The following is a 13,378-nucleotide window of genomic DNA, read 5'->3' as shown; positions in this document are numbered from 1 at the left end:
TCATTTTTTTGCAGAAGGACTTCACCTAATTTCGCTGTATTAAGTGAAGATAGATGAATGTTCTAATACTAACCGATTTTTCAGAAACCTCGACCAATGCAGGTAAATATGCGGTAGATTTCCTTCAGGATAAGGAGGTGAATTTTCATATTCTGAATATTCACAATTTCAATTTTGACAGATCTGCCAGTAAAGGCCTTGAAAAGGAACTGGTTTCTACGCTCGATGCTCTTCAAAGCACCGTGGATTTTCTTGGTAATTATTCAAAACCAAAACTGCATAAATTCGATCTTATTCTGTCTTCAGAAAACCTTATTAGTGCGATTAGAAAAGCGCTCACAGAAAAAAAGATCGACTTAATTTTTATTGGCGCAGTAAGCCAGAATGAGCATGCCCATCCAATCCTTGGAGATCATGCTTATGAGGTAGTTAGAAAGATCAAGTGCAATATTATTGCCGTACCTGGAGGATGTACTTATGAGAAACCTGAAAAGACGGTTTTTCCAGTAGATCCCGCTGTTTTAGCAGTTCAGGAACAGAAAAATATTCTAGACAAACTTCAATTCTTACAATCGTCTCAATTTACACTACTTGAAATCAAAGATGGGGATGTAAAATATCCAAATCAGGATAACAGGAATATTCCGTTTGAAACACCCGTACCATTCACCAGGGATCTATTCAGAGAAATTCAGAGACAGTTTCATATCATATTCGTAGTTGGAAAAAACCTAAGTATTTGTGATAGATTGCTTCATTCAAGGCATGGATTTTCCGCAGAGATGAATGTAGAGATACCAATTTTCGTATACCACGGTTAATACTTCTGAATCTCATTTTAGTCAACCTCATACGGGCAATTACTGCCGTTTTCCATTTAAATATGAAGTGTAGCCGATAGATCCAGCATTGACTGAATAATTCAGCTTGAAAATAAGAAGTACGGCTATTTAATTTTTGATTGCCTGCTCTGGTAGATCCTTAGAAAGAGGTGGGTGGACATTTTGCGGGCATTGTTCTTAAGACGGGATGCCATTTCTCCACTATAAAGCTCATCTATGGTTTGGAACCAGAGGTTTAGCCAGATACCAAAGTGATATTCGGTAATGGTATTTTGATGTGCCCTGTCAACTTTTACGTGGGCGATGGCAGGATTTCCTTGAAAACTACCGGTAAAAAAGAGGTTACTTTCCCAAAAATCGGTGATCTTTTCCAGGTGCGATTCCCAATCCTGGATGGTCGTGTTGAAAAAGTAACCTATTTCCTCGTTCTTTCGAACTTTGCTGTAAAATTCCAGTACCAGTTTATGAATATCCTTTCGATCCTTTACATCTTTCATCATCTACTGAAAGATATTGATAAGAATAAAGGTAGTGCTCATTAATATGCTAATAATTAAGGAATTGAAAACAAACTTTGCTTTTAACTGTGCTAGTACTGAAGCATTGTACCACATACAGGCCACTACGATCATTCCAAGCTGGATCATATCTGCCAGTCCGTGACCATTCATTAGTATAAGCATGGCTGCAATAGATCCAAGACAACTTGAAACTATGATTCCTGTAGATGCTCCTGCGTAAAAATCTCTTGTAAATTCTGAAAGTTGTTTTTGATAAAAAGTCATGATTTCTAGTTTTAATGATGGTGTAAAAATAGGATCGGGCATACTTTTAAAATATGACCGCAGTCATGAAACAGCACTTAAATCATTGAAAGATTCTTGTTGAAGTAATTGAACTTCAGTTATAGACAGATAAAAAATAAGTAGCGGAACGATTTCAGTATGAATTCGTTCCGCTTAAGGTAGTATAGAAATCAATTTAAATTTAAGCGTTCAACCGCTCAAAAGCCTGTATTGCTAATTCATCCTGGTGATCTGGATGTGCTATCGAGATTAATGCCTCGGCGCGTTGTTTTAAATTTTTCCCGAAAAGATCAACCACTCCATATTCAGTAGCAATATAATGCACATGGGCACGGGTGGTGGTCACTCCGGCACCTTCTTTTAGATATGGAACTATCTTGGAAACTCCATTTTTGGTGATAGAAGGCATCGCAATAATCGCTTTTCCTCCATGAGAAAGTGAAGCACCTCTTATAAAGTCCATTTGTCCACCCACTCCCGAGTACTGAATCTTCCCAATGGTATCTGCACAAACCTGCCCGGTAAGGTCAATTTCTATAGCCGAGTTGATCGCAGTCACCTTTGGATTTCTCCTAATGATGGCCGTATCATTGGTGTAAGCAGCTTCCTTAAAATGCACCAGTGGATTATCATCTACAAAGTCATATAACTTAGGGGAACCAACCGCAAAACAGGTGACCAGTTTTCCGGTTTTGATCTCTTTTTCCTCTCCGGTGATAACTCCTTTTTCGATGAGTGGTAAAATTCCGTCTGAGAACATTTCCGTATGAATTCCCAGTCTTTTATGATTGGTAAGATTATTCAGCACCACATTCGGGATTCCTCCAATTCCCATTTGTAGCGTTGCGCCATCTTCTACAAGACCTGCCACATGCCTCCCTATCTGTTTCTCAATTTCAGTAGGTTCAGAAAGATGCGCAGCATGAATAGGCTGGTTTACCTCGATAGCAGCATCGATCTGACTTATATGTATAATTCCATCTCCATGTGTTCTTGGAACATGAGGATTCACCTGGGCGATGACTTTCTTTGCATTTTGAATGGCAGGTAGCGTAATATCTACGGAAACACCCAAAGAACAATATCCATGCTTATCTGGCGGCGAAACCTGGATAAAAGCAAAATCTATGGGTAGAATATTTCTTCGGAAGAGCACATGGATCTCACTAAGGAAAATAGGTATGTAAGCTCCATAATCTGAATTCACCGCTTTTCTAACGTTTCCACCCACAAAACAACTATTGGTCTTAAACGAATCCTGGTAGGGAGCTTCCGTATAAAGAGCTTTCCCTTCCGTATGGATCTGTATGACTTCTACATTCTTAAGGTCCTGGTAGCGCTCACAAAGTGCGTCTATTAATATATTTGGTGTCATAGCAGCTCCCTGCAGGAACACTCTCTGGTTAGATCTTACTTCCTTTACAGCATCCTGGGCTGATACAATTTTTAGATCATTCATTTTTTTATGTTTTGGTAAATTTTGACAACATTATAATTTAACGAAAATCTTAGAGCTATTCTAACGTGCTAACTTCAAATCGAAAGCTACCTCTATATGCTCATCGACTATGATAAGACCCAGCGCTTTTTTAGGAGGCACGAGGCCAAAGTCTCTAATATTCATACTGAATTTTCCTTTAAAACGATGTTCATGTATTTGAACTGGCACCTTGTAATGGTTGGTTTGACCAGCCAGTTCTACTCGAATATCTGCTACGGGTTCTTCTGAAGCTAAATTTCTAACCTGCACTACATCGATCACGATCTTTGGGTGCGAATCGCTCTTTAAAAGATCCTGAAAATCTGAGTTCATCTTTCTGTTACCGCAATCAAATCCTTTGGTAAGCAAATTTAGCTGCAGATCACAAAACTTTATAAGATCCTGCTCATGCAGAAATTTCACTTGTTTGCTATCTATTATCAGGTCTATATCGAACTCGCAATGAAATTTATTCACGTTCGTACTTCCCGAGATGATCAATTCACTGTCTGGAAGCAGCCAGATCGTTTCTTTTTCGTAATCGTTCTGAGCCTGGATAGACCATCCAAAAAGCACAAACACAATGCATATTAAAAGTCGTTTCATGATCAGAAAATTTTGAGGTTATTGTAAAAGAGGGTAGCATATTTAGTCCCTGATGGTCTAATTATGCTACCCTTAAAAGCATTAATTCTGGATTAGAAGCTTATTGCCGCCTCCACCATCAGGCCATCAAACTTTCCTCCGTGGTGAATGTCTGTAACAGGATACCCATCGTAGTCCTGGGTTACATATTCCAGTTTCATTAGAATGTTCTTGGTCATGAACCATCCTGCTGCAAGTTGAAATCTATTCACGTCGATATCTTCACCGCTGCTAAGTTCCCCGTCTACCATACCATAACGTCCACCTATATGAAAATCATTATTGTTTCCAAATCTGTAAAGAAGCTCTCCACTATACTGGTTGTAGGTTCTGTTATCAGACTGGCCACCATCTCTACCTGAAGTTGTTTCGAAGATTCCGAAGAATTCAAGTCCGCCAACTTTCACGAATGGGTTGACCATGATAGAGGTCATTTTGTTTCTGAAATCCGGTACTACCATACCACCTCTAAAACCATCACCACCACCTTCTACATCACTCAATACTTCGTAATATCTGGATCCGGCACGGTCACCTCTGTAAAGATAAACTCCTCTGGCATCATTATGAGCACTGTGGTATACAGATCCTGTAAGTCTGAATCTTCCATTTTCAGAAAACTGGTTGTCAAATCCTAATTTAGCAAGGAATGAAGGGCTGGTTTGGTCTTTATCAGATACATTTTGATTTAGCTTACCATTGGTAATACCAACCATTCCTAACCATGGACCATCAAAGTAATATAGTTCTGCTCCAACTTCAGTAGTAAACGCATCCATGATGTAGTTACCAACAAAAGGGTTGTAAGTAGACATGGCATTATCTGTTCTTCTAAAGTGAGCATCACCATAGTTATTTTCCATGTGACCAATCTTGATTCGTACGTGATCCATTAGATCTTCAGCAAAACCTTCGCTAATGAAATTAAGTTTATCCACCTGGATATATCCTCCTTTTACATAGGCTTCGTTGTGGTGTTGAGAAGAAAGGTAAGTTCTCAAGTGCATTCTTACCCCATCGTATAGGGCTACATCAAGGTCCAGGTTGGCTGTTGCCAGGTTGAAATTGTTTCCAAGATCTACCAGTTCTAATGGTCCGTCATTTTCCTGGCTTAAAGTCTGGAACTGGATAGTGGAAGCACCACCAACTCTTACATGTACACCATCGAATGTGGTTAGGGTATCCTTTGGAGCTTCAAATTGATTGATACCTCTCTGGTCACGGTAACGGAAGTTATCAAGATCACGTTGCGTCTGAGCCATTGCTGGCATGGCCATGAGAGACATTAATACGATACTTAGGTATGTAGTGAAAGTTTTCATAGTTATTGATTTTAAGGTTGAATTATTAGTTATTGAATTGGGATTCGAATTTTACAACGACATCTTCTCCTGTGGTGATGGTTCCAAACATTGCTGTTGGGGCTTCCACACCAAAACTGGTCATGTTAAGCTTATGCTCACCTGTAAGAGTGATCGCGTTGGATGAAGATTTTAGCTTGAAATCGAGTTTTATATCTCGTTTTGTTCCTGCGATCTCCAAACTTCCTGTGGTCTTTACATTATAGATACCAGTGGATACTTTCTCTATACTCTGTACATCTTGTAATTTGAAGGTGATCTGCTTATGTTTATTCGTATTTAAAGCTTTATAGGTATTCTTGTCCATCCCGCTTTTTCCACTCATCAGGCTTTTGGCCATTACCGTAAATTCCAGTTGTTTGATATCTTCCAGGCTGGAATCATCAAAATCCAGGCTTAGGTTTCCGCCGGTGTTTTCGGCTTTGATGGTCCAGTCGTGAATGTTAGAGGTTCCATCTATGTTAAGAGTGGAAGCTTCATTATTCAGTTGGTAGGATTGAGCATTTACTCCAATACTTATAAGGAGTATTGCTGCGAACATCATTAAAGTGCTGTAAGGTCTCATATCATTTACATTTTTAAATCTGTACAAAGATGCTGTAGGGATAGGAAGTAAATTATGATGAATGTCAGCTTTTGAAATATTTCAAAACCTCCTGAGCTAGCGAAAACCTTATAGTTGCAAAGAATGTATTCAATGACGCCCGTCATATTTTAAGGAGATCAAATTGAGCAGTTTTGCAGCCTTAACTTTATTTGCGAGATATGGAATCATGTTTTCATTGCGGCGAGGATTGCCTGGAGGAATTGATCACCTATAATGAGAAATCATTTTGCTGTGCCGGTTGCAAGACTGTTTTCGAGATCTTAAATAGTAATGATCTCTCCTATTATTATGATCTGCAGGAAGCACCCGGAATTTCTCCAAAGCTAAAAGAGGATAAATATGAATACCTCGAAAATGCAGAGATCGTAGACAGGCTTCTGGAATTCGATCATGAGAAAACACAAATAGTATCATTCAGTATTCCATCCATTCATTGTAGTTCCTGTATCTGGATCCTTGAAAACCTTCATAAACTTCATAGCGGAGTGAAAAGTTCGCAGGTAGACTTTCCGAAGAAAACGATCAGACTGAGTTTTACTGCTGAAGAGATCAGCCTGAAAGAGCTGGTAGTACTACTTAGCAGGATTGGATACGAACCGAATATTTCACTGGACAACTTTGAGAAAAAAGAATCTGAGCATGATCGAAGCCTGATCTATAAACTCGGCGTGGCTGGTTTTGCTTTTGGAAATATCATGTTTCTTTCATTTCCTGAATATTTTGAGATCAATGAATTCTGGCTGGATCAATTCAAATATTTGTTTCGCTGGTTGATGTTCAGTTTTTCACTGCCGGTGGTATTTTATTCGGGTAAGGATTATTTCATTTCTGCCTATAAAGGACTTAGATCTGGAATTCTGAATATCGATGTTCCCATTGCCCTGGGAATTTTTGTGCTATTCGTGAGAAGTACTGCAGAAATTGTACTTGACCTGGGAACAGGATTTTTCGATAGCCTTAGCGGACTCGTATTTTTCCTTCTCCTCGGAAAGTTCTTTCAACAAAAGACCTATTCGTTTCTTTCTTTTGAAAGAGATTACAAATCATATTTTCCTATTGCTGTTACCCGAATTTCTTCTGAAGAAGAACAAATTGAAGAACAGGTTCAGGTCTATAAGATCAGGAAAGGCGATACTGTGCTCATTAGAAATGAAGAGCTTATCCCGATGGATGCTGAAATCCTTGAAGGACAGGCAAACATTGACTATAGTTTTGTCACCGGAGAAGCAGACCTTGTTAATAAAGCTGAAGGAGATAAGGTCTACGCCGGAGGAAGGCAGAAAGGCAGCATTATAAAACTGAAGGTTCTCAAGCCGGTAGAGCAGAGCTATCTTACTGAATTATGGAGTAATGAGGTATTTCAAAAAGACAGATCTTTCGGTTTCCAGTCGCTTACCAATAGAATCAGTAAGAATTTTACCATTGCCGTGCTTAGTATTGCAATCCTGGCTACCACCTTCTGGCTGTTTGCAGATCCAACAAAAGCATGGAACGTATTCACTGCGGTATTGATCATTGCCTGTCCCTGTGCGATCGCCCTCGCTGCGCCCTTTACCCTTGGTAACCTGCTTAGAATCTTCGGGAAAAAAGGAATCTATTTAAAGGACGCTTCGGTAATAGAAAGAATGGCGGCGATTGATACGGTGGTTTTTGATAAAACAGGAACGATCACCACGACGGGACAAACCACTGCTGAATATGAAGGACTTGAACTAAGTGATAAAGAACTTCAAATGCTGGGTGGTAGTCTAAAAGCCTCTTCACATCCATTAAGTAGATCATTGTATTCTATCCTTCAGCATCACGGCATACGAACTCCCGATAGTTATAAAGAATATGTAGGCGCAGGAATTGAATGCGATTTTGAAGGAAATCGTATAAAAATCGGCTCAGCAAGTTTTACCGGAGAAAGTGATTCCGAAGAAATTAGTAATGGGAAAACTGCAGTTCATATAAGTTCGAATGCGCAATATAAAGGTTGCTTCAGTTTTAGAAATACTTATAGAAAAGGAATGTCTGGCCTTTTTCAGCAACTTTCCAGGAACAAATACATCATTGTACTTTCCGGAGATAATGAAGGGGAGCGCGATCGTTTGCAAAGTTTACTTCCTGTTGAATCAGGAATACATTTTAACCAGAAGCCTGGTGATAAGCTTGAGTTCATCAGGCAACTACAGCATGGTGGCCGCAAGGTAATGATGGTTGGAGATGGCTTGAATGATGCCGGAGCCCTTGCGCAAAGTGAAATTGGAATTGCAGTTTCAGAAGATATCAATGTATTTTCCCCTGCATGTGATGGCGTGATGGATGCATCCATATTATCGAATTTGGCCGATTATTTTCAGCTGGCTAAAAAGGGTGTCAGTATCATCCAGGCGAGCTTTATACTATCCCTTGTATATAATATTACCGGACTTGCCTTTGCGGTCACCGGGAATCTTATGCCCGTGGTCGCTGCGATCCTCATGCCGCTAAGCTCGATAAGCATCGTGATCTTTACAACGCTGGCTACTCAAATTCTCTCAAAAAAGCTTAAAAAATAAAATAAGATCTCAAAGCTGACAATCGTCATTTTTTAGAGCCTTTCCCCGGAATACTTTTACACCCAGATTAACAGAATAATGAGCATTATCTACATGTTACTGGCTATTAGTGTTGTGGTGGCCATCATCTTTTTCGTAGCCTTTATAGTTTCAGTCAGGAAAGGCCAGTATGATGATGTGTATACACCCTCTGTGCGAATGCTGTTCGATGATGAACTTGTGAAATCTCCAGCGAAAGAAAATCAACCCGTCAATAAAGAGAAATTTAATTAATTATGGATCTACAGCAATTCTATTACGATAATAAGATCGTAAAGAAATTCATCATTGCCACCATGTTCTGGGGCATTATTGGTATGAGCGTTGGCTTACTGCTCGCTTTTATGTTCATTTTTCCAAATATAACCGAAGGTATACCCTGGCTTAGCTTTGGTAGATTAAGGCCGCTGCATACCAACGCGGTAATCTTTGCATTTGTAGGGAATGCGATCTTTGCCGGGGTATACTATTCTACCCAGCGTCTTTTAAAGGCGAGAATGTGGAGCGATGCCCTTAGTAATATCAACTTCTGGGGATGGCAGCTAATAATCATTGGAGCAGCGATCACTCTGCCTTTGGGGTATACCTCCTCTAAAGAGTATGCGGAGCTGGAATGGCCTTTTGATATTGCGATCGCCGTGATCTGGGTAGCGTTTGGTGCCAACCTGATTGGTACGATGATCAAAAGGAGGCAGCGCCACCTGTATGTGGCGATCTGGTTTTACCTTGCCACGTTCGTAACCGTTGCTGTACTTCATATCTTTAATAATATTGAGATTCCGGTATCTGCTTTTAAAAGTTATTCTTTCTACTCTGGCGTTCAGGATGCCCTTGTACAATGGTGGTACGGGCATAATGCCGTGGCATTCTTCCTAACCACGCCTTTCCTTGGATTGATGTATTACTTTGTTCCAAAGGCTGCAAATCGTCCTGTATATTCTTACCGACTTTCGATCATTCACTTCTGGTCGCTGATATTTATCTATATCTGGGCTGGACCTCACCATTTACTATATACTTCGTTACCAGACTGGGCGCAGAATCTTGGTGTTGCCTTTTCTGTAATGCTATTATTTCCATCCTGGGGTGGTATGATCAATGGTTTGCTAACGCTTCGTGGAGCCTGGGATAAGGTTAGAGTAGACCCTGTATTAAAATTTATGGTAGTGGCAATTACCGGGTATGGAATGGCAACTTTTGAAGGTCCAATGCTTTCCCTTAAAAATGTAAATGCCATCGCCCACTTTAGTGACTGGATCATTGCACACGTACATGTTGGAGCACTAGCATGGAATGGATTTATGACCTTCGGGATGATCTACTGGCTGGTACCAAGATTGTTCAAAACAAAACTATACTCACTTAAACTGGCAAACACGCATTTCTGGATAGGAACGCTGGGAATTATCATTTACACGTTGCCAATGTATGTTGCGGGATTTGTACAGGCTTCTATGTGGAAACAGTTCAATCCAGACGGAACCCTTACCTACGGTAACTTTCTCGAAACAGTAACTCAAATTATTCCAATGTACTGGATGAGAGCTATCGGTGGAAGTTTATACATCGTAGGGGCTTTCGTAATGCTTTATAATATTGTAAAAACGATACGCCAGGGTAGTGCCGTGGAAGACGAACTTGCTGAAGCTGCTGCATTGCAACCGGTGACCAGTAAAAGAACTGCCGGTGAAGCTTACCACAGCTGGCTTGAAAGAAGACCCGTAAAACTTACCATTTTTGCTACCATCGCAATTCTTATTGGAGGTATTGCGCAAATAGTTCCTTCATTAATGGTAGATGAATATGTACCGGTAATTTCCAGTGTAAAACCATACACACCTCTGGAATTGGAAGGCCGGGATCTTTATATACGGGAAGGTTGTGTTTCCTGTCACTCGCAGATGGTACGACCTTTTAGAAGTGAGGTAGAACGTTATGGAGAATATTCGAAAGCTGGTGAATACAGGTATGACTTCCCATTTCTTTGGGGAAGTAAAAGAACCGGACCAGATCTTCATAGGGTGGGTATGAAATATTCAGATAACTGGCACCTTAACCATATGTATGATCCTCAAAGTACTTCTTCAGGTTCTATCATGCCTTCCTATACATGGCTAATTCAGGATGAACTTGACAAATCTGATACTGAAGATAAAATGCGGGCGATGCAAACTCTTGGAGTGCCTTATACAGATATGGAGATCGAAAGAGCTCAGCAATGGATGACAGAACAGGGAACTCAAATTGAAAAGAATCTTTATCAGGATCCAGATTTTGTCAACAGTTATGAGGCCGATAAAAAGTTTGCCGCAGAGAACGGCGAGGAGTTCACAGAAATGAGAGATCGTGAGATCGTAGCTCTTATTGCATACCTGCAGCGACTGGGAACAGATATCAAAGCCGAAGATTTAAAACAAGTATCAACTAACTAAAAACCTGAGACCATGTTGAAATTCGTAAAAGGTCCACTGGAAAGTATAGAAGGGGTAGCGATCTATCCCATCATCTCACTACTTATATTCTTCATCTTTTTTACCGCGCTCTTCTGGTGGGTGTTTACCGCTAAAAAGGAATATATCAAGAAGGTAAGTGATATTCCGTTGGAACAGGAAGATGAACTAATGATGCCTATCATCGTAAAAGATAATAAATCATGAGAAATACATTTTCAGTATTAAGAATTAGCGGACTTATCGCGCTGGCGATCATTTTGGCAGAGCTGACCATTGAAACCGGTGATAAATCTATTTTAGAAGTCTATCCAATTTTCTGGCTTGTTCTTGGAGTGATCCTGTTTTTAGCAATTGCCATCGAAGTTTCGGTTGCAGCCCTGGACAAGACCTTATATATGTCTTTGAAGCCCGATGATCGTGCAGCTTACGATGCTGCCGTGACGGTAAGGGAAAAGAATCGCTTTGCCTGGTTCAAAGAAACTTACGACAAGCTGCTAGACAAAAAGCCAATTGAAAATGAAGATGAGATCATTCTTGATCATAATTATGATGGGATCAAAGAGCTGGATAACAACCTTCCACCCTGGTGGCTTTATGGTTTTTACGCCAGTATAATTTTCGCCGGAATTTACCTGGCCAGGTACCATGTTTTCGATGGCGCTACTCAAAAAGAGGAATACCTGGCGGAGGTTGCAGAAGCTAAAGCAGCCGTGGAAGCTTATAAAGAAAATGCCAAAGGGCTTATTGATGCTAATACTGTTGAATTGCTTACCGGGAATGAAGATATCAGTGCCGGGAAAGCAATTTTCTCAGGAAATTGTGCCGCCTGTCACAAGATTGATGGTGGAGGTGGAATTGGTCCTAATCTAACCGATTCTTACTGGATCCTTGGTGGTGGTATCAAGAATGTCTTTAATACAATTTCTGAAGGAGGACGTGCAGGGAAAGGGATGGTTTCCTGGAAAACCGATCTAAAACCTGAAGAAATGGCGCAGGTTGCGAGTTACGTGTTGAGCTTACATTCAACAACTCCTTTAGATCCCAAAGAACCTGAAGGGGAACTATGGGTAGATCCAGATGCGAGAGTGGATGAGGTTGAGGTGGAAGCAATAGATTCCGCTTCTTTTGAAATAGAAATGAGTTACGAGGAAGAGTAAAATCTACATATTTTGGAAAAAGAGGAGCACGAAAGGTTTAGGGACAGTATAGGAACGGTTACTTCGGAAGGTAAACGTTCCTGGGTGTATCCCAAAAAACCTGATGGTATATTATATAAATATCGGCAGTGGGTAAGTTATTTTTTACTGGCGATACTTTTTGCAGCTCCCTTTTTAAAGATCAATGGGAATCAATTTCTCATGTTCAATGTACTGGAGCGTCGCTTCAATATCTTCGGAACAATTTTCTGGCCGCAGGATTTCTATCTCTTCGTTCTTATGATGTTGATAGGAGTAGTGTTTGTGGTTTTATTTACGGTAGCCTTCGGAAGAATATTTTGTGGCTGGATATGTCCCCAAACGATCTTTATGGAAATGGTTTTCCGAAGAATTGAATATTGGATTGAAGGAGACAGGGGCAAACAGATACGATTAGACAAGCAGCGGTGGAATGCTGAAAAGATCAGGAAAAAAGCAACCAAATGGTTCATATTCTTTGTGATCTCCTTTCTTATCGCCAATGTATTTCTGGCTTACCTTATTGGGAGTGATAGATTGCTTCTTTACATACAGGAAGGACCGCAGGCACATCTTAGCACCTTGATCTCCTTGCTGCTTTTTACCGGAATCTTCTATTTTGTATTCGCCTGGTTTAGAGAACAGGTTTGTATCATAGCCTGTCCATATGGTAGGCTTCAGGGTGTTCTGTTGGACAATAAATCTATTGTAGTCGCCTACGATCATAAACGTGGAGAAAAGGTAGAGGGTAGAGCGAAATTCAGAAAGAATGAAGATCGGGAAGCCAGCGGGAAAGGCGACTGTATAGACTGTTTTCAATGTGTGCAGGTTTGCCCTACTGGAATAGATATTCGAAACGGAACCCAGCTGGAATGTGTGAATTGTACAGCTTGTATAGATGCTTGCAATCATATGATGGATGCGGTGGATCTTCCGCAGGGATTGATTAGATATGCGAGTGAAGAGAATATTGAAAAGCAAAAGAAATTCAGGTTTACTCCGCGTATCAAAGGTTATGCAGCGGTTTTATTTATTCTCGTTACGGTATTAAGTGGCATGTTGTTTTTAAGAAGTGATGTGGAAGCCAATATTCTCAGGCTACCCGGCCAGCTTTATGAACATAAGGATGGCAATATCATTAGCAATGTGTACACCTTTAAACTTATTAATAAAACTTCTGTGGATTACGATAATGTGAGGTTTGAAATCAAGTCGCATCCCGGAACTATATATACCGTGAAAGGGAAATCCATGAGCATTCCTGCGAACGGTATGGCCGAAGGAACATTGTTCGTGGAAATTAACCAGGCAGCACTGGAAAATGAAAAAGATAAGATCGTTATCGAAGTTTATAACGGCGAACAGTTAATAGAAACTACCGGTACCACGTTTCTGGGACCAAGGAGTTACCACTAAAAACTAGAAAT

At 40.4% G+C, this 13,378-nt stretch carries 13 protein-coding genes; 7 read left to right on the top strand and 6 right to left on the bottom strand.

Annotated features, from left to right (window positions below):
- The first annotated feature begins 53 nt into the window (after nucleotides 1-53).
- A complete protein-coding gene (locus JM79_RS00835; protein ID WP_141876351.1) occupies nucleotides 54-821 on the top strand; it encodes a universal stress protein in 768 nt (255 codons plus the stop codon).
- A gap of 125 nt (nucleotides 822-946) precedes the next feature.
- On the opposite strand, the gene JM79_RS00830 is transcribed toward JM79_RS00835, so the two are convergent.
- From JM79_RS00830 to JM79_RS00805, 6 genes are all read right to left on the bottom strand, one after another.
- On the bottom strand, nucleotides 947-1,342 hold the full coding sequence (locus JM79_RS00830; RefSeq protein ID WP_141876350.1) for a group III truncated hemoglobin: 396 nt from the start codon (nucleotides 1,340-1,342) through the stop codon (nucleotides 947-949).
- Nucleotides 1,343-1,627, bottom strand: coding sequence for a hypothetical protein (locus JM79_RS00825; protein WP_026913718.1), 285 nt, complete (start codon nucleotides 1,625-1,627; stop codon nucleotides 1,343-1,345).
- 202 nt (nucleotides 1,628-1,829) lie between these two features.
- The gene (locus tag JM79_RS00820; protein WP_141876349.1) at nucleotides 1,830-3,107 is read right to left on the bottom strand and encodes an acetyl-CoA hydrolase/transferase C-terminal domain-containing protein; all 1,278 of its coding nucleotides are present in this window, start codon (nucleotides 3,105-3,107) and stop codon (nucleotides 1,830-1,832) included.
- 60 nt (nucleotides 3,108-3,167) lie between these two features.
- Nucleotides 3,168-3,734: a YceI family protein gene (locus JM79_RS00815; RefSeq protein WP_141876348.1), complete on the bottom strand. Its 567-nt coding sequence runs from the start codon at nucleotides 3,732-3,734 to the stop codon at nucleotides 3,168-3,170.
- Between the two features lie 92 nt (nucleotides 3,735-3,826).
- The gene (locus JM79_RS00810; protein ID WP_141876347.1) at nucleotides 3,827-5,095 is read right to left on the bottom strand and encodes a hypothetical protein; all 1,269 of its coding nucleotides are present in this window, start codon (nucleotides 5,093-5,095) and stop codon (nucleotides 3,827-3,829) included.
- Between the two features lie 25 nt (nucleotides 5,096-5,120).
- A complete protein-coding gene (locus tag JM79_RS00805) occupies nucleotides 5,121-5,699 on the bottom strand; it encodes a YceI family protein (RefSeq protein ID WP_141876346.1) in 579 nt (192 codons plus the stop codon).
- 200 nt (nucleotides 5,700-5,899) lie between these two features.
- Between JM79_RS00805 and JM79_RS00800 the strand changes: the two genes are divergently transcribed.
- From JM79_RS00800 to ccoG, 6 genes are all read left to right on the top strand, one after another.
- Nucleotides 5,900-8,284, top strand: a complete 2,385-nt coding sequence (locus JM79_RS00800) for a heavy metal translocating P-type ATPase metal-binding domain-containing protein (RefSeq protein WP_141876345.1) — start codon at nucleotides 5,900-5,902, stop codon at nucleotides 8,282-8,284.
- 78 nt (nucleotides 8,285-8,362) lie between these two features.
- Nucleotides 8,363-8,557, top strand: coding sequence for a cbb3-type cytochrome oxidase assembly protein CcoS (gene ccoS, locus JM79_RS00795; protein ID WP_141876344.1), 195 nt, complete (start codon nucleotides 8,363-8,365; stop codon nucleotides 8,555-8,557).
- A gap of 2 nt (nucleotides 8,558-8,559) precedes the next feature.
- Nucleotides 8,560-10,755, top strand: coding sequence for a cytochrome-c oxidase, cbb3-type subunit I (gene ccoN / locus JM79_RS00790; protein ID WP_141876343.1), 2,196 nt, complete (start codon nucleotides 8,560-8,562; stop codon nucleotides 10,753-10,755).
- A gap of 12 nt (nucleotides 10,756-10,767) precedes the next feature.
- Nucleotides 10,768-10,980 carry a CcoQ/FixQ family Cbb3-type cytochrome c oxidase assembly chaperone gene (locus JM79_RS00785; protein ID WP_141876342.1) on the top strand — a complete coding sequence of 71 codons (213 nt, stop codon included), beginning with the start codon at nucleotides 10,768-10,770 and terminating at the stop codon, nucleotides 10,978-10,980.
- On the top strand, nucleotides 10,977-11,933 hold the full coding sequence (locus JM79_RS00780) for a cbb3-type cytochrome c oxidase N-terminal domain-containing protein (RefSeq protein ID WP_141876341.1): 957 nt from the start codon (nucleotides 10,977-10,979) through the stop codon (nucleotides 11,931-11,933). The genes JM79_RS00785 and JM79_RS00780 overlap by 4 nt, the downstream gene beginning before the upstream one ends.
- A gap of 12 nt (nucleotides 11,934-11,945) precedes the next feature.
- Nucleotides 11,946-13,367, top strand: a complete 1,422-nt coding sequence (ccoG, locus tag JM79_RS00775; RefSeq protein WP_141876340.1) for a cytochrome c oxidase accessory protein CcoG — start codon at nucleotides 11,946-11,948, stop codon at nucleotides 13,365-13,367.
- Nucleotides 13,368-13,378 lie beyond the last annotated feature (11 nt).

This window comes from Gramella sp. Hel_I_59, assembly GCF_006714895.1.
Lineage (GTDB): Bacteria > Bacteroidota > Bacteroidia > Flavobacteriales > Flavobacteriaceae > Christiangramia.
This window is presented reverse-complemented; position numbering and strand designations above follow the sequence as displayed.

Coding starts and splice junctions, on each gene's coding strand:
- JM79_RS00820 (WP_141876349.1), bottom strand. CDS start 3,107: ATGAATGATCTAAAAATTGTATCAGCCCAGGATGCTGTAAAGGAAGTA.
- ccoS (WP_141876344.1), top strand. CDS start 8,363: ATGAGCATTATCTACATGTTACTGGCTATTAGTGTTGTGGTGGCCATC.
- JM79_RS00785 (WP_141876342.1), top strand. CDS start 10,768: ATGTTGAAATTCGTAAAAGGTCCACTGGAAAGTATAGAAGGGGTAGCG.
- JM79_RS00810 (WP_141876347.1), bottom strand. CDS start 5,095: ATGAAAACTTTCACTACATACCTAAGTATCGTATTAATGTCTCTCATG.
- JM79_RS00830 (WP_141876350.1), bottom strand. CDS start 1,342: ATGATGAAAGATGTAAAGGATCGAAAGGATATTCATAAACTGGTACTG.
- JM79_RS00825 (WP_026913718.1), bottom strand. CDS start 1,627: ATGACTTTTTATCAAAAACAACTTTCAGAATTTACAAGAGATTTTTAC.
- JM79_RS00800 (WP_141876345.1), top strand. CDS start 5,900: ATGGAATCATGTTTTCATTGCGGCGAGGATTGCCTGGAGGAATTGATC.
- ccoN (WP_141876343.1), top strand. CDS start 8,560: ATGGATCTACAGCAATTCTATTACGATAATAAGATCGTAAAGAAATTC.
- JM79_RS00805 (WP_141876346.1), bottom strand. CDS start 5,699: ATGAGACCTTACAGCACTTTAATGATGTTCGCAGCAATACTCCTTATA.
- JM79_RS00815 (WP_141876348.1), bottom strand. CDS start 3,734: ATGAAACGACTTTTAATATGCATTGTGTTTGTGCTTTTTGGATGGTCT.
- JM79_RS00780 (WP_141876341.1), top strand. CDS start 10,977: ATGAGAAATACATTTTCAGTATTAAGAATTAGCGGACTTATCGCGCTG.
- JM79_RS00835 (WP_141876351.1), top strand. CDS start 54: ATGAATGTTCTAATACTAACCGATTTTTCAGAAACCTCGACCAATGCA.